This is a genomic window from Paracoccus sp. SM22M-07, from assembly GCF_001887735.1.
Classification (GTDB): Bacteria; Pseudomonadota; Alphaproteobacteria; order Rhodobacterales; family Rhodobacteraceae; genus Paracoccus.
The window spans coordinates 44,563-64,484 of record NZ_JPKW01000012.1 but is presented as its reverse complement, the minus strand read 5'-3'; the positions used below and the strand labels follow the sequence as shown (position 1 = coordinate 64,484).

Below are 19,922 nucleotides of genomic sequence, written 5' to 3'. Positions count from 1 at the left end.
CGCGCCGCCCGGTGACCGCAAGGAAGGACCCCCCATGGACATGCCCCCGAAACGCCGCCCCGGAGAGCTGATCTTCAACGTGGCGATCCTGCTTGCCAGCCTGTTCCTGCTCTATTCCGCCTATGGGATCTCGGGGTTCGAGGCCCTGTCGGCTCCGGGCGTCGTCCCGATGGCCACGACGGCGATCATGGCCATCGCGGGGGTCTTCATCCTGCGCGACACGATGCGCAAGGACCGCGGTGATCAGAGCCTGCGTCGCGACATCCTGCCGGCGGTCGTGGTCGTGCCGATCGTGCTGATCCTGGGCTATGCGCTGCTGTTGCGGCCTTTGGGGTTCCTGCCCACCTCGGCGCTGTTCCTGTTCATTATGGTGCGGTTCCTGTCGCGGCGGTCTTGGGGCTTCTGCCTGGCCGTGGCCCTGGGCACGGTGATCGTCATCTGGGCCATCTTCCGGCTGATCTTCGCGGTGCTGATGCCGCAGGGGATCGTTCCCGAAGGGCGCATCGTCGCCTTCATCACGTCGCTGTTCTGAGGGCGCCATGGATATCCTGTCAAACCTGCTGATGCCGCTTGTGAACCTGGAACTCTTGTTCCTGATCGGTGCGGGCACCTTTGCCGGCATCTATGTCGGTGCCATTCCCGGCCTGTCGGTGACGATGGCCGTGTCGATCCTGATCTCGTTCACCTTCTCATGGGAGGTCTATCCGGCGCTGGCCTTGATGATCGGCATCTACATGGGGGGCGTTTATGGCGGGTCGCGGACGGCGATCCTGCTGAACATCCCCGGCGCGCCCTCGGCCATCGCCACGGCGCTGGACGGCTTTCCGCTGGCCCAGCAGGGCCGCGCCGGAGAGGCGATCGGCATCGTCACGGTCGTGTCCTTCATCGGCGGTTTCATCGGCATCTTCGCGCTTGGGGCCTTTGCGCCGCTGCTGTCGGATTTCGCCATCGGCTTTCAGCCGCGCGACTTCATGCTGCTGGCGGTCATGGGCATCCTGCTGGTCGGGTCGCTGTCGGGCGACAGCCTGGTCAAGGGCGTCTTCGCGGGGGCCTTCGGCATCGCCATCGGTGCGGTGGGCATGGACCCGCTGACCATCCAGGACCGCTTCGTCTTCGGCATCGACGAATTGCGCGGCGGGATTTCCTTCGTGGCGGTGATGATCGGCCTGTTCGGCGTGTCCGAGGCCCTGATCCAGATGCACAGCATCAACAGCCCCGCCGTGCGCCAGCGCGTGGCAGGAATCATCCCCAGCTGGGCCAAGGTGCGCAAGCACCTGCCGCTTGGGCTGCAGACATCGACCATCGGCACGATCGTGGGCGCCCTGCCCGGCACGGGCGGCGACATCGCGGCGCTGATGGCCTATGACCACGCCAAGCGCGTCACCCGCAACCCCGAGACCCCCTTCGGCAAGGGCGCGGTCGAAGGCCTGGTCGCCCCCGAAACCGCCAACAACGCGGCCGTCGGCGGCGCCTTCATCCCCATGATGACGCTTGGCATCCCCGGCGACGCGGTCACCGCCATCATGATCGGCGCGCTGTTCATCCACGGCCTGAACCCCGGCCCGATGCTGATGATCGAACAGCCGGACATGTTCTGGTTCATCGTGGGATCGCTGGCGCTGGCCAACTGCTTCATGCTGCTGTTCGGGCTGACCGGCATCCGGCTGTTCGTCAAGATCGTCGAACTGCCGCGCACCGTGCTGCTGCCCGTGATCATGGTCCTGTCCATCGTCGGCGCCTACGCCATCAACAACAGCCTGACCGATGTCTATTGGATGCTGGGCTTTGGCGTGCTGGGCTATTTCATGCGGCTTTATGGCTATCCGCTGGCGCCGATCATCCTGGGGGTGATCCTCTCGCGGCTGCTGGACGACAACTGGCGGCGCGCCATCATCAGCGAACGCGAGGATTTCGGCGCCATGATGATGGGCATCTTCACCAGCCCGCTGTCGCTGTGCCTGTTCCTGGCGGTCGTGATGATCCTGGTCACCAACACGCCCTGGTGGGTGCGCTGGCGCGCCCGCAAGGCCACCGGCCAAACCGTTGCAGAAAGACAAGACCATGACTGAGCCCCTTCGCCTCGGCCTGATCGGCGACAACATCGCGGCGTCGCAATCCCCGCGCCTGCACCGGCTGGCGGGCCGGCAGAACGGCTGCCCGGTGACCTATGACAGCCTGATCCCCGCGCTGGAGGGGCTGGATTTCGACGCGCTTTTCGCCCGCTGCGCCGTCTCGGGATATCGCGGCATCAACGTCACCTATCCCTACAAGGAACGGGTGACGGAAAAGCTGCGCATCGACGATCCGCTGGTCAGGGCCATGGGGGCGGTGAACACGGTGCTGTTCGATGCGGATGGTCCGCGCGGGTTCAACACCGACTATTCGGGCTTTGTCGCGGCCTATCGTTCGGTGCGGGGCACGGCGGCGCCGGGGCCGGTGCTGATGATCGGCGCGGGTGGCGTGGGGCGGGCCATCGCCTTTGGCCTGATCGCCTTGGGGGCCACGGAAATCCGTCTGGCCGATCGCGACCTGGCGCGCGCCGATGCCCTGGCCCGCAGCCTGCGCCAGGCACAGCCCGGCGTCACGGTCCTGACCGGCACGGACGCGGCCGCGATGGCGGATGGCGCGGATGGTCTGGTCAACGGCACGCCCATCGGCATGGTCGGTTACGACGGGACACCGCTGCCGGCGCCCCTGATGCAGGGTGCTGCCTGGGCCTTCGATGCGGTCTACACGCCCGTCCAGACGCAATTCCTGAGCGATGCGGCGGCGGCGGGCCTGCAGATCATTTCGGGGTACGAGCTGTTCGTCGGACAGGGCGTCGATGCCTGGGCGCTGTTCACCGGCCTGCCCTTGGACGAAGCCCGCCTACGCGCGGATCTGGCAGCGGGGCGCGACGCCGAATGAAGACCTCGATCGCCACCGTATCCCTGTCAGGCAGCCTGACCACCAAGCTGGCCGCCATCGCCGCCGCCGGTTTCGACGGGATCGAGATCTTCGAACAGGATTTCCTGGCCTCGGATTTCACTCCGGCCGAGGTGGGGCGCATGGTCCGCGACCACGGGCTGGAGATCACGCTGTTCCAGCCCTTCCGCGACTTCGAAGGCCTGCCCGAACCGCATCGCAGCCGTGCCTTCGCCCGCGCCGAACGCAAGTTCGAGCTGATGAACCAGCTGGGCACCGACCTGATGCTGGTCTGTTCGACCGTGCATCCGGCGGCCATCGGCGGCATCGACCGCATGGCGCAGGATTTCCGCGACCTTGGCGACATGGCCGCCCGCCACGGCGTCCGCGTGGGGTTCGAGGCGCTGTGCTGGGGCCGTTTCGTCAACGACCACCGCGATGCCTGGGAGGTGGTGCGCCGCGCCGATCACCCGAATGTCGGCCTGATCCTGGACAGTTTCCACACGCTGGCGCGCAAGATCGACCCGGCCTCGATCCGGGCGATTCCGGGCGACAGGATCTTTTTCGTCCAGCTGGCCGATGCGCCGGCGATCGACATGGACCTGCTGTACTGGTCGCGCCATTTCCGCAACATGCCCGGCGAGGGCGATCTGGACGTGGCAGGCTTCATGCGCGCGGTCACCGCGACCGGCTATTCCGGCCCGCTGAGCCTGGAGATCTTCAACGACCAGTTCCGCGCCGGGCTGCCCCGGCTGGTGGCGCAGGACGGGCATCGCAGCCTGATCGCGGTCATGGATGCGGTGCGGCGGTCATCGACCATGTCCGTTCCCGGCCTGCCCGATTTGGCCGCCCCCCAACCCGTCGAACGGGTCGAATTCATCGAATTCGCCACCAGCGAAGCCGATGCCCCCGCGCTGGAGGCCCTGCTGGCCAGTGCCGGTTTTGCGAAATCCGGCCAGCATGTGTCCAAGCAGGTCACCCTGTGGCGTCAGGGCGAGACGAACCTGCTGGTCAACACCGATCCGATGGGCTTTTCGCACAGCTCCTATGTGGCGCATGGCACCACCGTTTCCGAAATCGCGCTGCTGGTCGGGGATGCGCGCGCGGCTTTTTCCCGCGCCACAGCGTTGCTGGCGCAGCCCCATCGGCAGCACGCGCCCTTGGGCCAGCTGGCCATTCCCGCCATCCGCGGCGTCGGCGGCAGCGTGATCCGGCTGTTGGACGAGGGATCGGACCTGGCCGACATCTGGCAGGTCGATTTCCGCTCGGGCCCCGCGCCGCTCGGGGCGGGCATCACCGGGATCGACCATGTGGGCCAGACGATGGCCTACGACGAGATGCTCAGCTGGACGCTGTTCTATACCTCGATCTTCGACGGGCAGAAGGCGCCGATGGTGGATGTGGTGGACCCCGACGGGCTGGTCCGCAGCCAGGCGGTGCAGCTGGGCGGCCTGCGCGTGACGCTGAACGGCGCCGAGGCGCGCCACACCCTGGCGGGCCGCTTCATCGAGGACAGCTTCGGCGCCTCGGTCCAGCACGTGGCTTTCGCCAGCGACGACATCTTTGCCACGGCAGACCGCCTGGCGGAACTGGGATTTGCGCCCCTCCGGATCGGGGCCAATTACTATCAGGACATCCAGGCCCGTTTTGGCCTGGAAGACGATCTGGTCGCGCGGATGCAGCGCGCCAACATCATGTATGACGAGGATGCGGATGGCCGCTTCTTCCAGCTTTACAGCGAACCCCGCACCGACGGCTTCTTCTTTGAAATCGTCCAGCGTCAGGGCGGGTATGCGGGCTATGGCGCGCCGAACGCGCCCTTCCGCATCGCCGCCCAGAAACGCGCCGCGCGCCCGTCGGGCATGCCCAAACGCTGAGCCGGCGCGCCCTCAGTTGTCCTTGCAGAAGGCTTCATAGAGGGCCGCCATCAGCACCTCCAGATCGGGATCGCTGATCCGGTAATAGATCGTCTGGCTTTCGCGCCGCGTATCGACCATTCCGGCCTCGCGCAGCTTGGCCAGGTGCTGGCTCAGGGCCGATTGGCCCAGGCCCACCGCCTGCTGCAGCGTCCCCACCGACCGTTCCCCCTTGGCCAGTTCGCACAGGATCAGCAGCCGCTTGGCATTGGCGACCAGTGCCAGCCGCCCTGCGACGTGATCGGCCCGCTGTTGCAGGATCCGCGAGGCCTGATCGTCCAGTTCCATTATATTAGCCTTGACTGAATTAGTGTTGCTTAATATATACAGCATCGGGCGCCGCAGGACAAGTGGCGCCGCCATGATGGAGGACGGCCATGCAGATCGTGACACAGACCGCATTCACGCCTTGGGCATCCTTGGGCGGCGGCATCCTGATCGGCGTCAGCGCGGTGATGGTGATGGCCTTGTTCGGTCGCATCGCCGGGATCGCGGGCATTTCACAAGGTGCCCTGGGCGGCATCGTGCCGCTGCAGGGTGCCGCCCGTGACAGGGATTGGCGATGGGCCTTTCTGCTGGGACTGCTGGCGGCACCGCTGGCCATCCTGGCCTTCGGCGGCAGCGTGGTTCAGACCGTCCCGCAGAACCTGCCCGCCATGGGCATCGCGGGACTGCTGGTCGGCGTCGGCACCGCATTGGGGTCGGGCTGCACTTCGGGCCACGGGGTCTGCGGGCTGGCGCGGCTGTCGGGGCGGTCGCTGGCGGCGGTCGCCACCTTTATGGCGGCGGGTTTCGTCACCGTCTTCGTCATCCGCCACGTGATGGGGGGTCTCTGATGCGCATCCTGTGGGGCTTTCTCTCTGGTCTGGTCTTCGGGCTGGGGCTGGTGATCTCGGGCATGTCCGACCCGGCCAAGGTGCTGAACTTCCTGGACCTTGCGGGCAGCTGGGACCCCAGCCTGGCCTTCGTCATGGGCGGGGCCACCGTCACGACCTTTCTGGGTTACCGCCTGGCATGGCGGCGCCCGGCGCCCGTTCTGGACGCGTCCTTCGACATTCCCGCGAACCGCAGCATCGACCGGCCCCTGCTGACGGGATCGGCGCTGTTCGGGATCGGTTGGGGGATCGGCGGGTTCTGTCCCGGGCCCGCCTTCACCGCACTTCCCCTGTTGGCACCGGGCACCCTGGTCTTCGTGCCGGCCATGCTGGTCGGCCTGTGGATCGGCGACCGGATCAAGGCCCGCGGGATTACCGACCTGAAAGGAGCATCAGCATGAGCCGTTCGAAACTCAAGCAACCGGTCGTTCGTCATTCGCCGTCCCGCGGCGAAGGCAGCCCCGATGTCTGGGGCATCTATGAACCCGATACCGGGTCCATCCAGTATATCTGCGCCGATCCTTCAACCCGCAAGGCGGCGCTGATCGACGTGGTCTGGAACCTGGACCCGCGCAATTACCGATTTTCGACCACCAGCATGGATCAGGTGCTGGACCTTGTCGGCCAGCACGGCCTGAGCGTCGAATGGGTCCTGGACACCCATCCCCATGCCGATCACGTCATGGCCTCGGCCCATCTGCGCGATCGCACCGGGGCACCGACTGCCATCGGCGAAAAGGCCCCCGACATCGCCCGCATCTGGGCCGATCTCTATCACCTGCCCAATGCCTTCGATCCGCCGCGCGATTTCGACCGCCTGTTCGCCGATGGCGAGACCTTCCGCATCGGCGATCTGGAGGTGCGCGTCATGCTGTCGCCCGGTCACACGCTTGGGTCCATCACCTATGTCTGCGGGGATGCGGCCTTTACCCATGACACGCTGATGCAACCCGATGTCGGCACATCGCGCGCCGATTTCCCCGGCGGCACCACCGAAGAGCTGTGGGACTCGATCCAGGCGATCCTGGCCCTGCCCAGTGACACGCGGCTGTTCGTGGGCCATGATTACGGCAGCGACACCCGCGACGAACCCGAATGGGAGGCCACCGTGGCGCAGCACCGCGCCGAAAACCGCCATGTCAAGGACGGCACCGACCGCGACGACTGGATCAGGCGGCGCAACGAACGCGACGCCACACTGCCCCTGCCCGACCGGATCATGGCGGCACTGCAGATCAACCTGCGCGGCGGCCGCCTGCCCCCGTCCGAGACCGATGGCCACAGCTATCTGAAGATCCCCGTCAACCGCTTCTGAGGAGAGGGCGCATGGCACTGAAAGCCCGCGGCCTGCGCCGGTTCCTGCCGATTCTGGACTGGGGCCGCCGCTATGACCGGCAGGCCCTGGTGGGCGACGGGATGGCGGCGGTGATCGTGACGATCATGCTGATCCCGCAATCGCTGGCCTATGCCATGCTGGCGGGGCTGCCGCCGGTCGTCGGGCTTTATGCCTCGATCCTGCCGCTGCTGGTCTATGCGCTGTTCGGCAGCAGCCGCACCCTGTCGGTGGGGCCGGTGGCGGTGGTGTCGCTGATGACGGCAACTGCGGCCAGTGCCGTCGCAACGCCGGGCAGCCCCGAATACCTGGCGGCGGCGCTGGCGCTGGCGCTGCTGTCGGGGCTGATCCTGCTGGCCATGGGAATCTTTCGCCTTGGCTTTGTGGCGAACCTGCTGTCGCACCCGGTGATTTCAGGCTTCATCACCGCCTCCAGCTTGCTGATCGCGTCGGGCCAGTTGAAGCACATCCTGGGCATCAAGGCCGAGGGCCATACCCTGGTCCAGATCATCCCCTCGCTGCTGGGGAACCTTGGCCAGACGCACCTGCCGACGCTGATCATCGGGGCGACGGCGACCGCATTTCTTTTGTGGTCGCGGCGTTGGCTGAAACCGACCCTGCTGGCGTTGAATGTGCCGGAAGGCACGGCGGCACTGGTGTCGCGGACCGGGCCGGTGATGGTGGTGATCGCCTCGATCATCGCGGTGATGGTTCTGGATCTGGCCGCGCGAGGTGTGGCCGTGGTGGGCGACATTCCACGGGGCCTGCCGCCCCTGTCGCTGCCTGCGATGAACCTGTCGCTGTGGGCCACGCTCTTGCCCGCCGCCACGCTGATCGCGCTGATCGGCTTTGTCGAGTCGGTCTCGGTCGCGCAGACCTTGGCGGCCAAGCGGCGCCAATCGATCACCCCCGACCAGGAGCTGATCGGGCTGGGCATGGCAAACCTGGCCGCGGCCTTTACCGCAGGCTATCCGGTGACGGGCGGTTTCGCACGCTCGGTGGTCAATTTCGATGCGGGTGCCCAGACTCCGGCCGCGGGGGCGTTCACGGCCATCGGCATCGCACTGGCATCCGTTTTTCTGACGCCGCTTCTGTATCACCTGCCCATCGCGGTTCTGGCCGCCACCATCATCGTCGCGGTGCTGGGCCTGGCCGATTTCGGCGCGCTGCGCCGCACCTGGAAATACGCCCATGCCGATTTCGCGGCGCTGGCCGCGACCCTGCTGGTGACGCTTGGCGTGGGGGTCGAGGCCGGGATCATGGCGGGCGTCGCCGTCTCGGTGCTGCTGCACCTCTGGGCAGCCTCGCGCCCGCATGTCGCGGTGATCGGCCTGGTGCCGGGCACCCAGCATTTCCGCAATGTGAACCGCCACGATGTCCTTTGCACCCCTTCTGTCTTGGGCCTGCGCATTGACGAGAGCCTGTTCTTCGCCAATGCCCGCGCCATCGAAACCGTCATCCAGCAACAGGTTGCCGACCGGCCCGACCTGCGCCACGTCGTGCTGAACTGCGCTGCCATCAACAGCATCGATGCCAGCGCGCTCGAAAGCCTGGAGCTGATGATGCACCGGCTGCATGATGCGGGCATTCAGTTGCACCTGTCCGAGGTCAAGGGCCCGGTCATGGACCGCCTGAAGCGCAGCGACTTCATGCATCACCTGACAGGCGGGGTGTTCTTGTCGCATTATCAGGCGCTTATGCACCTTGTCCCCGAACTTGGACGAATATCGTACGCGTCATGACGGGGTCAGGCGTCATTTCGGGCGGCCTCAAGGCCTTGGTTTCGACGTTGACCGTTTGGCGGAACCTGGCCACCATTCCCATCAGCGCCATCTGAATGCAAAGCCCGGGCCATTGCGGCGATACCGGTTCGCCGCTCGCACAATCCCATTGCCGGTTTTCAGCATCAATACGCCCGTATCAGGCGGCCCCTTCCAAGTCTGGAAAATATCGGCGCCCCTAAGGTTTCGAATCCATACCGACACGAGAGCGACCTCTCGGCGGATGAAGCCCGTAACGCCTTTAGGCAGGCTGAGAGAGAGAGTGGGCGTTGCCGTACTCTGTTTCGGATTGTCCTGCATCTGGAAGCGGACAAAAAACATTTGTGTCGAACTTGGTCATCCATGACGCATTCATCGGCGGGTAGTCTCCCGCCAGTTGTCTGTTTCATATCTGAACGCAACGTCTGCGCGGTGAGATGCCGCATGAGCTGCCCCCCATTGGTCCCTCGTTCATAACGAGAATCTGCCGGTTTGATGCTCTGCCCCCTGTGAACTGGGCCGTTTGAAACTGGAGTTTTCGGTTAACCTTCCCTGACTGGGAGAGGAGCCGAGAACGATGGAGGCATCGAAGCTCATGGAGGCGCGAGACCGGCGTTCATCCTGAAGCAAGGCGAGGAAGGCACGCCGGTGGCCGAGATCTGCCTCAAGGCGGGGATCAGCCAAGCGACCTATTTCGACTGGAGTAAGGAGGATCGGTGAACAGTCCAGTGGACTGTTCAGCCGACGCACGCGGTATGGCGTCCTGCTGCCAGACGAGATGCGCCGGCTGAAGGCGCTTGCGGACGAGAACGGTCGCCTGAAAAAGATCGTCGCCAACCTGACGTTGGATCGGGAAAGGGTGAACGTGTGAACGCCACCGGTCCGAGTGAGCACGCGAACGGACGTCATCCGGTGAAAGCGCGTTCGCCAGCCGGTTTGAACCGGTGGCACCTGCTGGCTCACCCTGGTCGAATGCGCGAGTTGGTTCGCGGGATGTGCATCGATTGGGGCGCGTCGATACGCAGGGGTCGTCATGGGTGCGCCATCGGTCCGAGCAGCCATGACGACGGGGCCCTGCAATTCGACACCTCTACGTTCCACGACAAGTCCCGGCGCACGGACCAGGCAGCCGTCGAGAGACGGATCAGGGAGATCTGCGAAACGCGTGTGCGCTACGGATATCGGCGTGTCCACGTCTTGCTGCGTCTGCAGCTCAGGAACAAGCATCCGAAACGGCGGGTGAAAGCCAAGCTGCGAGACGATCGCCAGGAGGCTGTCGGGCCGAACGATGTCTGGGCCATGGATTTTGTTCATGACCAGTTGGCCTTGGGTAACAAACTGCGGATCCTGACGATCGTCGACACGCATTCCCGCTTTTGTCCAGCAGCTGAGCCGCGCTTCGCTTACCGCGGTGAGGATGTGCTCGGGACACTGGAACGGGTCTGAGCCCAAGTCGGCTATCCCAAGACGATCCGGGTCGACAATGGCAGCGAGTTCATCTCGGGCGACCTCGATCTGTGGGCCTACGCCAACCACATCACCCTGGACTACTCACGCCCGGGCAAGCCAACAGACAACGGTTTCATCTTGCGTCGGGAAAACAGTCCCCCAGACTGTTTTCTGATCCTCCTCACGTTCAACATCAAGCTCAGGTCGGAATGCCTGAAGGCGCGTCGCCATTGCTGCTCGGACCAGTGGCGCACCAATGGCAACTTCATGAGCCTTGCGGACGCACAGGAAAAACTGAAGACTTGGCGTAGGCACTACAACGAGGACCGACCTTATAGTGCGATCGGATATAACGTCCCGATCGCCCTGCATTACCCCGGCGACGCAGCCAGCCCGTCTCCATGACCGAGCCGGAAAACTCCAGCATCCGGCGGTCCAAGGTTGGGGAGCAGAGCATCAAACCGGCAGACTCTCGTTATGAACGAGGGACCAATGGGGGGCAGGTCAGTTCACAGAAGCGTTGCAGGTCAAGGGGATACGTGCCTGCATCCTAGGCCAAAATAAACGAAAGACTCGGGTCGAATACGACAAACGGCGCAACCGCATCGAGATCATCTTCGGCAAGATCAAGGACTGGAACCGAATCGCCACACGCCACGACAGATGCTCGAAGGTCTGTCTGTCAGCCATCGCCTTGGCTGCCGCTGTCACCTTCTGGTTATGAAGAGCAATGAGGCTGGCCCTCGACATCGGAGCTGTACCCAAGTGTTCGGTCAAAGCGGGGCCAGTTCAAGCAGGGTCCGTGCCAAACCGGTCTCCATCGAGGAGACCAGGCTCAATCAACATCGGACCGCCCTGTGGATCTTTTGCATTAATTCAACAACGAACGCTGATTTCGATCTTCATCATACCATCTTTCGGACGGGAGAAATCTTCATGCCCTGTTTTGGTGCCAAAGTTGTTTAAGGATCATCCGTGATCTGAGAAGGCAAGTTCCTGCTGAGGATGCAAACCGCTCTTTCGCCCGACCGAAGATCGTGAAAAAGGACATGGAACAAGAGCGGTGCACCCTCTGGTCGCAATCCGCCCACCAAACAGGAGCAGAGTTCGCCGTGTCAGGTCGATACCCACGGTCCGCGCATAATCCGATGCCGGCCAGCGTCGCCGCTTTCCAGGTGCGCGGCCGCTTTTTGACGGCATTGGTCCTGCGCATCGACTGCGAAAGCGTGGGCGAACAGTTCTATGGGCAGATCGACGAACAGCTGCTGAAAACGCCTCAATTCTTCATGGGTGCGCCCATGGTGCTGGATCTGGGAAATTCCGAAGGCTTTCGCGATGCAGACGCCATTCGTGATCTGGTGGACAGTTTGCGCCGACGCGAACTGCGTGTCTTCGGTGTCCAAAACGTAAACGGACTTGACGCGGCGACGCTGCAGACACTGGGTCTGATCAACGTGACGACGGGGCGCGATGCGCCATTGCCGCGCGACACAGGCCCCGTGACTGCAGCTGCCGCTCCGCGAAAAACAGAAAACAAGGTGATCAGGTCCACGGTTCGTTCGGGCCAGATGATCGTGGCGGAACATGGTGACCTGACGGTGATCGGCTCGGTCGCTTCCGGGGCGGAACTGATCGCGGCAGGAAACATCCATGTCTACGGTCCCCTGCGCGGTCGCGCCATGGCGGGCTGCCATGGCGATGAAACCGCGCATATTTTCTGCCAGAGCCTGAATGCCGAACTGGTCGCGATTGCCGGGCTCTACCAGACAAGCGAGACGCTTGACGCTGCCCTAGGCCAAGGCTGCACGCATATTTATCTCGAGGATGAAAAACTTCGCATGGAGGTGATCGCATGACGACAGAACCGAAGAGCAACCCGCCACTTGGTCGGGTGATCGTGATTACCTCGGGGAAGGGTGGCGTTGGAAAGACGACCTCCTCCGCGGCGATTTCGGCAGGGCTTGCCAAGCAGGGCTTCAAGACGGTCGTGATCGATTTCGACGTGGGGCTTCGCAACTTGGATATGACCATGGGCTGCGAGCGCCGCGTGGTTTTCGACTTCATCAACGTCATTCAGGGTGATGCGAAGCTCAAGCAGGCGCTGATCAAGGACAAGCGCCTGGATACCCTGTTCATCCTTCCGACCTCGCAGACCCGTGACAAGGATGCGCTGACCAAGGAGGGCGTCGAAAAGGTGCTGACCGAGCTGCGGTCCGATTTCGACTATATCATCTGCGACAGCCCCGCCGGCATCGAACATGGCGCGCAGATGGCCATGCATTTCGCCGATGAGGCCGTGGTCGTCACCAACCCCGAAGTGTCCTCGGTGCGCGACAGCGACCGCGTGCTGGGCTTGCTGAGCAGCCAGACCAAACGGGCCGAAACCGAAGGCTCCGATCCCATCAAGGCGCAGGTTCTGATCACGCGCTATGACGAGACGCGCGTCGACAACGGCGAGATGATGACGATCGAGGACGTTCTGGAAATTCTGGCAGTGCCGCTGCTGGGCGTTGTTCCGGAAAGCAAGGCGATCCTGAAGGCCTCGAATGTCGGCACGCCGGTCGTGCTGGACGGTCCGTCGGCTGCGGCCCAAGCCTATGAGGATGCGGTGTTGCGCCTGACCGGAAAACAGGTAGAGATGCGCATTCAGGGAGAGCGTCGCGCCGGTCTGTTCAAGCGACTGTTTGGACGTGCATCATGAGCCTGTTCAGTTTCGCCCGCAAAAAGCAGCAGCCCAAAAGCGCGCAGACGGCCAAAGACCGTCTGCAGATTCTGTTGGCGCATGAACGCAGCAGCAGCGGCATGGCCGAGGTCGATTACCTTCCGATGCTGCAGCGCGACATCGTCGCAGCGATCAGGAAATACGTGCCGATCGGAGAGACGGATGTCGACGTCCGCATGGAGCGTGGTGATCAGATGTCCAGCTTGGAAATCAATATCGAGCTGCCCAAGATCGCCAAATCGAAGGATGGTTGAAGCGCTACGCAAGCTGCGATGGCAGTTTGTTCCGGCTGTGCCTCAGCACATTGGGTCGCCTTTTGATCCAAGAGTTGCGTCTTGGGCCGTGTTGACAAGAAGGATCCACATCAGGCTCTGGGTGTTTGATCCCACAGTTTGATGGTGTGATCCTTTCTCAAGCTTGGAAGGAAGCGTTATGGGACAAGTTCGCCAAAGGAGCGCCACGACCACGCACGCTGTCAGAGGAGCAATACAGCGATCGCAAGCTTCGCCCGCGCCGCTGAGCGAATAGCTGGAAATTAACCCCAAGACAGTCGCGAAGGGGCAGCCGGTCGACGACCGCAAAACCGGGCCGAACGAGCCGCGCTTAACCATTCTGACCGAGGCCGAGGAAGCTGTGATTGCTGCGTTCCGACGTCACTCGTTGCTGCCGATGAATGCTTGTCGCCTATGCTTTTCAACCCTCAATCCTGCACCTGACTCGGTCGGCGCCGCATCGGTGTTTGCAATGATATGGCATCTCGCGCCTGCCGGACATCAACGGGAACAGCCATCGCGGCGGCAGTTCAAGCGCTACCCGATCAGGTTCTTCCACATCGCTATCGCCGAGGTTCAGACGGCCGCAGGCAAGTTCTATCTCTTCGCCGGCATTGATCTGACCAGAAAGTACGCAGCTACGCAGTTGGTCGACAAAACAGGCCTCAAGACAGCTTGGGAGTTCCTGGAACAATTACATTTTGTCGCCCCCTATAAGCCGCACCACATGCCCGACCGCCGTCAGTTTCCGCGCCCAATCATGAGCGCCCGCGCAGGCTTCGATGACGACGAGACAGGGCTCCAGTCTCGAGGAGAACGCCAACATCTGCGATCTCCGCCGGCACAGAATCGAACCTTCCGTGTACCCTCCGTCAACCTGGAAGACGTTCTTGGGCAGATCGAGTCCGATGGTGATCGGCTTGTCCATGGATGGTTCCCCTCAGGTGCGTCCTTCTCAGACCCACCTTGGCACAACGCGATGCCGTTGGCGGGCCATCTACACCAGCAATGACAGGCCGACCCTAATCATTAGTCCTGACAGCGTGCGTGGTCCTGGCGCTTCCGCGACGATTCTGCCCCATAATGCTTCTTTCCATTCCTTGGAGAGGATCGCACCATCAAACCGTTGGATGAAACACCTAGGGGTCGCTCTCCGGGTTTTGGTCTTCCGGCGGCGCGACGCTGTTCTTCAGGTCGGGCTCGATCGTGCGATTCCGTCCCATCCAATGTGCCACCGCCAGGCAGCCAAACGCCCAGGCCGCGCCTGCGGTCCACCCTGCAAGCACATCCGTTGGCCAGTGAACCCCCAGATAGACCCGGCTGACCCCGACGCCGAACACGATCAGCGTGGCTGCAATGATGAAGAATGTCCTGATCCTGGGGCTGGTCTGGGTTCGGGCCAGCAGCACGGCGAGGGTGAAATAGGTAATGGCCGCCATCATCGAATGGCCGCTTGGGAAGCTGGCCGAATAGACGATGGAACCATGCGGGACCAGTTCGGGGCGCGGACGATCGAAGACATTCTTGAAAGCCGTGCTGGCGACCAGACCCCCGCCTATGGCGACGCCAAGGAACAGCGCCGTGCGGTAGAGCCCCCTCAGCCACATGAAGCAACCGGCAAAAACGGTCAGCAGCACCAGGACCCCGACCCCGCCAAGCGCCGTAAAGTCCCGCCCCATCTCCTCGAGCCATTTCGGTCCAAGCGGATCCGAGACATCAGCGGGGTTGCGCATCATCAGCATGACGGCGGTATCAAAGGCCTCGGTCGATCCCCGCGTCACCTCCTTGGCCAACTCGACAAAACCCCAGGCCGCCATCGACGCCAGAAAGACGGCCAGAAGAATGAGGGACTCGATTGCCGATCGCAGCAATCGGAAGGCGCGGCGGGTGGTCGTCAGAAGAAGCGCGGATTGTTTCATTGAGCCTGCGTACCTGCGGCGCATCCTTCCGGCAAGCGCCAAGAGCCACCGGTTTCCGAGCCTGCATCGTCCGGTGTTCCTGCAGGCTGGCGAACTGTAGTTGGAGGGCGGGATGGATCGAACCATCCGGAATACGTCGGTCCATCAAGTGATGGGGTCAAACATCTAAGCTTTGCCGAGAAAGACGAACCATCGTGCCGGTTGCAAAACACGGTCGCGGTGGTCAGCGGAGCACCAGTCACACTGCGGGGGCCCATTCCGGCAAGGCTCGCTTCCATTGATCGATCATCGTCGGATGCACCCCGAACCGGCCGGCCAGCTCGGCCGCCGTCTCCTCCCCCTTCAGGGCTTCCAGCGCGACCTTGGCCTGGAACTCAGGCGCCTGCTGCCGGCGTTTCGACATCTCTGATCTCCTTCTCCTCGAAGATCAGCTGACCGCAAATTCGTAGCTTATGTCAGTGGCCGAATTTAAGAGCGGCGCTCAGCCGATACCGGTCGCTTCGACGATGGGAGCAGGCGCGCCGGTCTGGTTCGAGAATTTCTCGGCCACGGCTTGGGTATAGGGGAACACGGTCGAGGATCCGACGATGTGGATATGATCGCGCGACTGAGCGAACGCACCGCCGGCCGAGAGGGCAATTACGGACAGGGCGATGGCGGAAAAGCCGAGGGTCTTCATAGGTCGTCTCTTGATGAGTTGACCGATGCAGGGACCGGATGCAAATAATGTGTAACGGCCATACCCATTTTTTACGTAACATTTGTGACGATCGCCTCGGGGTGCCGGTATATCGCACGAATGCCCCGCTTTTCCTGCCCGATGCATCGCGAAACAAGGCCGCGACTCATTTATGCAAACAGGAACGCCCCGGTCGTCAGGACGCTGCGACCCGACAAAACCTGGCGATGCATGACAGGGCGCGGAACGGAAAAATGCCGAACCGCCAACGCCTCGTGCGCATCACCGGCATAACGATGCCCGGCGATCCCAAGGGACGCCGGGCCGGATCTTTCATCTTGGTTTCGGGCTGGGTGACCCGTGGACAAGGGGGCTGTCGATCACCCTGCCTTCCGGTCCACCCCCATCACGACCGGTCTTGCGGGGCGTCCGGATCTATCAGCTGTCCAGTTCCAGCAATTCGCGCCCCTTGCCGATATGTCGCTGCACCAGCCTGCGCCCTTCACGGCCCGACAGCAGACGTTTGGCGCCGATGGGACGCATGTCGGGATCGCGGTCCCGAAGATCGGGGAACAGCGCGAAGATCTCGCGCCGGGCCGCCGAATTCAGCGATTTGAGCGCCTCGTCCCCGGTATAGAAACTCTCGGTTTCCGCCCCGTTCGACATGATCACCTCATGGGCATCGAACATGATGTGGAAATAATCCACCTCTTGCACGTCCCTTGCGTAATCGACCCCATCGACCTGCAACAGCTGCTTGGCCGCCACCAGGACCTCGGCGGCTCCGAACATGTTGATCGCGATCTTGGACCGGACCAGGATGCGATGCTGCGGCGAAACCAGCAGATCGCGTTCCGGCCTGCCCTGCCCCAAGGCGCCCGCGGCAATGCGGATGGGGCGCAGATTGGGAAGGATATCCAGACCGTGGGCCGACAGGTGGCGCGACCCCAGCCACCGGATCGGGCGCGGGCCGTGGTCCTGGGTCAACACAAGATCGCCGATCTTCAAATCTTCGACCCGCACCGCGCCGCGCGTCGTGTCGATCAAGGTGCCCCTGGTGAAGCAGGGCAGGAAATCGTCGACGACGATCGATCCGGTCCCGTCCGCGTCGACACCCACGACCACCGTGTCCAGCGCGGTCTGCGCAAGGGTTGCGATGGGGGCGGTCAGGACGTTGCCGCTCAGCGCCCCCAGATCAAGGTCCAGAACCGTGTCGGGCAGTCCCGGCAAGGCACCCGGAACCGTCACGGTCAGGCCCAAGCGCGGCGATGCTGCGCCATCTTCCCGGATCGGATCATCGGTGACGATATAGAATGTGCCGTCCTCGGCCTGAAACAGCGATCCGTTGATCGGGTTCACCTCGACTTCGATGCCCAGCAGCGTGACGCCAGCCGTGCTGAACTGGGCGTCGCCCAGATAGGTCCCCTCCAGCGAGGCTTGGCTGGGATCGTTGGCGCCATCCGTGTCATCCGTGTCCAACAGGCTGATCGGCTCGCCGGTATTGACGGTGACGCCCGCACCCTGGTCGCCGGGCACGTCGTATTCATCGAATTCATTGCTGTCGCTGAACTGGTTCAGCGCATAGACACCACCGGTGTCGATGACAACATTGCCACCCACATCAAGGGTGATGAATCCGTCCGGAAGTTCGGTGTAAAACGGCATGTCTGTGACCCTTACATCTGTACTTGTGACATCGTGATGCAAAGCGTCCCGGCATGCTGGCTCGCGTCGTGGATTTCCCATGGTGAATGGGCACGATTTCAGACGTTAAACATCGACGAATCTGGCGTGTCATTGGAGTATGAAGGGAGCCAATTTTAAGACAAGTTAATTTATTATTGTTTTGTAAAGACCAATTTATAAAGCACTGTTAGTCATGGATATTTATTGTGTAAATATTCTGCAACACAGCAAGCCCAGCCATTTAATGCGCTTAATGTGCAGTGTAATCATCCGCGGCACTGGTCAGGAAAACCACACCCCCACGGCAGTATTCGCTTATATGTGCATTCAATATTGATCGGTAATTGATTCGATATTTTATCGGGACGGATCGCAATATTGAAGCAGGCCTCGGAATTGCCGCGAGCATTTTCAAGACCACGGGCTTCAAACCCGCAGATCCCGACCGAAATACCGCGGAAGATTTCGATGGGGGGGTGCCCCCATTGTCCATCGGCGATCGGACGTGCCACGGACGACCGGCTCATCCTGCATTTGACGGCGGCCGTCGTCTGTATGATCGTCACCGGCGACCCCAAGGCGCAGTCTGCGCCGGGACAACCAAACCCATCCCGAAAGGAACAGGCATGATGCGACATGGCGGACAGATCCTGATCGACCAGCTGACATTGCAGGGCGTCCAGCGCGTCTTTTCCGTCCCCGGCGAAAGCTTCTTGGCGGCGTTGGACGCCATGCACGGCGCCGCGATCGACAATATCGTCTGTCGCCACGAGGGTGGGGCCGCCATGATGGCCGAAGCCCATGGCAAGCTGACGGGACGTCCCGGCATCTGTTTCGTGACGCGGGGACCGGGTGCGACGAATGCCTCCGCGGGCGTGCATGTGGCGCGTCAGGATTCGACGCCCATGATCCTGTTCGTGGGCCAGATCGACCGGGGCCATCGCGACCGCGAAGCGTTCCAAGAGGTCGATTACCGCGCCATGTTCGGCCCTCTGGCCAAATGGGTGGCCGAGATCGACCGGATCGAACGCCTGCCGGAATATGTGTCGCGCGCGTTCCATGTCGCCATGTCGGGTCGCCCCGGCCCGGTGGTTCTGGCCCTGCCCGAAGACATGCTGTCCGCCCGCGCCGAGGTGCCCGACATCCCGGCGATGTCCACGCCCGCCGCATCCGTAAGCCCGGCGCAGGTCGCTGCGGTGACCGATGCCTTGTCGGGCGCGAAACGACCGCTGCTGATGGTGGGGGGCACCCTGTGGGACCGGCAGGCCAGCGACGACCTGGCACGCTTTGCCGAAAACTGGAACCTGCCGGTGGCCGTGCCCTTCCGGCGGCAATGCCATCTGGACAATCGCCATCCCCATTATGTCGGCGATCTGGGGATCGGCATGAACCCTAGGCTGGGCGAGCGACTTGGTCAGACGGATTGTCTGGTGATGATCGGCGGCAGGCTGGGCGACAGCATGACCCGCGGGTACGAGCTGCTGGACCCCGCCGCCCCCGGCCCCCGCATCGTCCATGTCTATCCCGACGCATCCGAGCTGGGCCGTGTCTATCGTCCCGACACCGGCATCGTCGCCCCTGCGGGCCAGATGCTGGCGGCGCTGGCCGAAACCACCCCTGCCGCCACCCCATGGGGGGACTGGACCGCGGCGGCCCGCGCGGATTGCGAGGCCTGGATCGCACCGCGCGACACCCCCGGCCGCGTGCGGATGGAGCAAGTGGTCCGATGGCTGTCCGACACCCTGCCCGACGACGCCATCGTGACAAACGGAGCCGGCAACTATGCGGCCTTCCTGCACCGGTATTTCGTCTACAAGGGACCTTTCACGCAGCTGGCGCCCACTTCGGGCAGCATGGGATACGGCTTTCCGGCCGCGGTTTCGGCGGCCATCGCGCATCCAGGTCGCACGGTCGTCTGCCTTGCGGGTGACGGCTGCTTCCAGATGACCCTGAACGAGATGTCGACAGCCCTGCAGCATGGCGCCGCCCCCATCGTGATCGTCGCCAATAACGGCCAGTACGGCACGATCCGCATGCATCAGGAACGCCGCTATCCGGGTCGGGTGTCGGGCACGGCGCTGGCCAATCCCGACTTTGCCGCGCTGGCGCGCGCCTATGGTGGATGGGGCGAGACGGTCGAAGACACCGCCGACTTTCCAGCCGCCTTCGATCGGGCCCGCGACTCGGGCAAGTTGGCGGTCATCGAACTGCGCCTTGACCCCGAGGCCCTGTCGGCCGGTGCCACCCTGTCGCAGATCCGAGCCGAAAACAAAGCGCTGCAGGATCGCCCCTGAGGGATGCCCTGCCGTCGCGCCGATCCCCGTTCAGGTCGAACGGGGATCAGGCAGGCTCGGCGCCCGAAGAAGGGGCGGCATCGGCCCCGAACCGGTTGCCAAGTAAAAATGTC

18 protein-coding genes and 3 pseudogenes are annotated in these 19,922 nt (G+C 63.1%); 14 read left to right on the top strand and 7 right to left on the bottom strand.

Annotated features, from left to right (window positions below; translation table 11 throughout):
* The first annotated feature begins 34 nt into the window (after positions 1–34).
* From IE00_RS15755 to IE00_RS15740, 4 genes are read left to right on the top strand one after another with little or no spacing between them, the layout of a single operon-like run.
* Positions 35–532: a tripartite tricarboxylate transporter TctB family protein gene (locus IE00_RS15755; protein WP_072298149.1), complete on the top strand. Its 498-nt coding sequence runs from the start codon at positions 35–37 to the stop codon at positions 530–532.
* Between the two features lie 7 nt (positions 533–539).
* Complete coding sequence (locus IE00_RS15750) at positions 540–2,069, top strand: tripartite tricarboxylate transporter permease (RefSeq protein ID WP_072298148.1); 1,530 nt, start codon at positions 540–542, stop codon at positions 2,067–2,069.
* Complete coding sequence (locus tag IE00_RS15745; protein WP_072298147.1) at positions 2,062–2,907, top strand: shikimate dehydrogenase; 846 nt, start codon at positions 2,062–2,064, stop codon at positions 2,905–2,907. Before IE00_RS15750 ends, IE00_RS15745 begins: the two co-directional genes overlap by 8 nt.
* Entirely contained in the window at positions 2,904–4,781 is a 1,878-nt protein-coding gene (locus IE00_RS15740) for a bifunctional sugar phosphate isomerase/epimerase/4-hydroxyphenylpyruvate dioxygenase family protein (protein WP_072298146.1), read from the top strand. Before IE00_RS15745 ends, IE00_RS15740 begins: the two co-directional genes overlap by 4 nt.
* A 12-nt stretch (positions 4,782–4,793) precedes the next feature.
* Here the strand turns inward: IE00_RS15740 and IE00_RS15735 are convergent, their stop codons facing one another.
* On the bottom strand, positions 4,794–5,108 hold the full coding sequence (locus IE00_RS15735; protein WP_072298145.1) for a helix-turn-helix transcriptional regulator: 315 nt from the start codon (positions 5,106–5,108) through the stop codon (positions 4,794–4,796).
* An 89-nt stretch (positions 5,109–5,197) separates the two neighbouring features.
* Here IE00_RS15735 and IE00_RS15730 point away from each other — a divergent pair, with 89 nt between their 5' ends.
* The 9 genes and pseudogenes from IE00_RS15730 to minE all read left to right on the top strand — a co-directional run bounded on the left by IE00_RS15730 (position 5,198) and on the right by minE (position 13,213).
* Complete coding sequence (locus tag IE00_RS15730; protein ID WP_072298144.1) at positions 5,198–5,656, top strand: YeeE/YedE family protein; 459 nt, start codon at positions 5,198–5,200, stop codon at positions 5,654–5,656.
* A complete protein-coding gene (locus tag IE00_RS15725; RefSeq protein ID WP_072298143.1) occupies positions 5,656–6,096 on the top strand; it encodes a DUF6691 family protein in 441 nt (146 codons plus the stop codon). The genes IE00_RS15730 and IE00_RS15725 overlap by 1 nt, the downstream gene beginning before the upstream one ends.
* Positions 6,093–7,010, top strand: a complete 918-nt coding sequence (locus IE00_RS15720) for an MBL fold metallo-hydrolase (RefSeq protein WP_072298142.1) — start codon at positions 6,093–6,095, stop codon at positions 7,008–7,010. The genes IE00_RS15725 and IE00_RS15720 overlap by 4 nt, the downstream gene beginning before the upstream one ends.
* A gap of 11 nt (positions 7,011–7,021) precedes the next feature.
* Positions 7,022–8,770, top strand: a complete 1,749-nt coding sequence (locus IE00_RS15715; protein ID WP_072298141.1) for a SulP family inorganic anion transporter — start codon at positions 7,022–7,024, stop codon at positions 8,768–8,770.
* Positions 8,771–9,365: 595 nt separating this feature from the next.
* Positions 9,366–10,642, top strand: a pseudogene (locus tag IE00_RS15705) (DDE-type integrase/transposase/recombinase).
* Positions 10,643–10,742: 100 nt separating this feature from the next.
* Positions 10,743–10,961 (top strand): annotated as a pseudogene (locus IE00_RS15700) (transposase); the annotation flags it as partial.
* Between the two features lie 424 nt (positions 10,962–11,385).
* On the top strand, positions 11,386–12,093 hold the full coding sequence (gene minC / locus IE00_RS15695) for a septum site-determining protein MinC (RefSeq protein WP_072298139.1): 708 nt from the start codon (positions 11,386–11,388) through the stop codon (positions 12,091–12,093).
* On the top strand, positions 12,090–12,938 hold the full coding sequence (gene minD / locus IE00_RS15690) for a septum site-determining protein MinD (protein ID WP_072298138.1): 849 nt from the start codon (positions 12,090–12,092) through the stop codon (positions 12,936–12,938). The genes minC and minD overlap by 4 nt, the downstream gene beginning before the upstream one ends.
* Positions 12,935–13,213: a cell division topological specificity factor MinE gene (gene minE / locus IE00_RS15685; RefSeq protein WP_170864177.1), complete on the top strand. Its 279-nt coding sequence runs from the start codon at positions 12,935–12,937 to the stop codon at positions 13,211–13,213. Before minD ends, minE begins: the two co-directional genes overlap by 4 nt.
* Before the next feature lie 730 nt (positions 13,214–13,943).
* On the opposite strand, the pseudogene IE00_RS20930 reads toward minE, so the two are convergent.
* The 6 genes and pseudogenes from IE00_RS20930 to IE00_RS19850 all read right to left on the bottom strand — a co-directional run.
* Positions 13,944–14,159 (bottom strand): annotated as a pseudogene (locus tag IE00_RS20930) (IS110 family transposase); the annotation flags it as partial.
* 211 nt (positions 14,160–14,370) lie between these two features.
* Positions 14,371–15,150, bottom strand: a complete 780-nt coding sequence (locus IE00_RS20820) for a phosphatase PAP2 family protein (RefSeq protein ID WP_072298136.1) — start codon at positions 15,148–15,150, stop codon at positions 14,371–14,373.
* A gap of 238 nt (positions 15,151–15,388) precedes the next feature.
* Positions 15,389–15,553: a helix-turn-helix domain-containing protein gene (locus tag IE00_RS15670; protein WP_139291482.1), complete on the bottom strand. Its 165-nt coding sequence runs from the start codon at positions 15,551–15,553 to the stop codon at positions 15,389–15,391.
* Positions 15,554–15,631: 78 nt separating this feature from the next.
* Complete coding sequence (locus tag IE00_RS15665; protein WP_072298135.1) at positions 15,632–15,829, bottom strand: hypothetical protein; 198 nt, start codon at positions 15,827–15,829, stop codon at positions 15,632–15,634.
* 438 nt (positions 15,830–16,267) lie between these two features.
* Entirely contained in the window at positions 16,268–17,494 is a 1,227-nt protein-coding gene (locus IE00_RS19540) for a Hint domain-containing protein (protein WP_083554462.1), read from the bottom strand.
* Between the two features lie 287 nt (positions 17,495–17,781).
* Positions 17,782–18,027 (bottom strand): hypothetical protein, encoded by a 246-nt coding sequence (locus IE00_RS19850; protein WP_139291481.1) that lies wholly within the window; start codon positions 18,025–18,027, stop codon positions 17,782–17,784.
* A 117-nt stretch (positions 18,028–18,144) separates the two neighbouring features.
* On the opposite strand from IE00_RS19850, the gene IE00_RS15655 reads away from it, so the two are divergent.
* Entirely contained in the window at positions 18,145–19,809 is a 1,665-nt protein-coding gene (locus IE00_RS15655) for a thiamine pyrophosphate-binding protein (RefSeq protein WP_072298194.1), read from the top strand.
* The last annotated feature ends 113 nt before the right edge of the window (positions 19,810–19,922 follow it).

Bases quoted from the DNA above. Each gene is read 5' to 3' on its own strand.
- IE00_RS15755 (WP_072298149.1), top strand. From the start codon at position 35: ATGGACATGCCCCCGAAACGCCGCCCCGGAGAGCTGATCTTCAACGTG.
- IE00_RS15750 (WP_072298148.1), top strand. From the start codon at position 540: ATGGATATCCTGTCAAACCTGCTGATGCCGCTTGTGAACCTGGAACTC.
- IE00_RS15745 (WP_072298147.1), top strand. From the start codon at position 2,062: ATGACTGAGCCCCTTCGCCTCGGCCTGATCGGCGACAACATCGCGGCG.
- IE00_RS15740 (WP_072298146.1), top strand. From the start codon at position 2,904: ATGAAGACCTCGATCGCCACCGTATCCCTGTCAGGCAGCCTGACCACC.
- IE00_RS15735 (WP_072298145.1), bottom strand. From the start codon at position 5,108: ATGGAACTGGACGATCAGGCCTCGCGGATCCTGCAACAGCGGGCCGAT.
- IE00_RS15730 (WP_072298144.1), top strand. From the start codon at position 5,198: ATGCAGATCGTGACACAGACCGCATTCACGCCTTGGGCATCCTTGGGC.
- IE00_RS15725 (WP_072298143.1), top strand. From the start codon at position 5,656: ATGCGCATCCTGTGGGGCTTTCTCTCTGGTCTGGTCTTCGGGCTGGGG.
- IE00_RS15720 (WP_072298142.1), top strand. From the start codon at position 6,093: ATGAGCCGTTCGAAACTCAAGCAACCGGTCGTTCGTCATTCGCCGTCC.
- IE00_RS15715 (WP_072298141.1), top strand. From the start codon at position 7,022: ATGGCACTGAAAGCCCGCGGCCTGCGCCGGTTCCTGCCGATTCTGGAC.
- minC (WP_072298139.1), top strand. From the start codon at position 11,386: ATGCCGGCCAGCGTCGCCGCTTTCCAGGTGCGCGGCCGCTTTTTGACG.
- minD (WP_072298138.1), top strand. From the start codon at position 12,090: ATGACGACAGAACCGAAGAGCAACCCGCCACTTGGTCGGGTGATCGTG.
- minE (WP_170864177.1), top strand. From the start codon at position 12,935: ATGAGCCTGTTCAGTTTCGCCCGCAAAAAGCAGCAGCCCAAAAGCGCG.
- IE00_RS20820 (WP_072298136.1), bottom strand. From the start codon at position 15,150: ATGAAACAATCCGCGCTTCTTCTGACGACCACCCGCCGCGCCTTCCGA.
- IE00_RS15670 (WP_139291482.1), bottom strand. From the start codon at position 15,553: ATGTCGAAACGCCGGCAGCAGGCGCCTGAGTTCCAGGCCAAGGTCGCG.
- IE00_RS15665 (WP_072298135.1), bottom strand. From the start codon at position 15,829: ATGAAGACCCTCGGCTTTTCCGCCATCGCCCTGTCCGTAATTGCCCTC.
- IE00_RS19540 (WP_083554462.1), bottom strand. From the start codon at position 17,494: ATGCCGTTTTACACCGAACTTCCGGACGGATTCATCACCCTTGATGTG.
- IE00_RS15655 (WP_072298194.1), top strand. From the start codon at position 18,145: ATGCGACATGGCGGACAGATCCTGATCGACCAGCTGACATTGCAGGGC.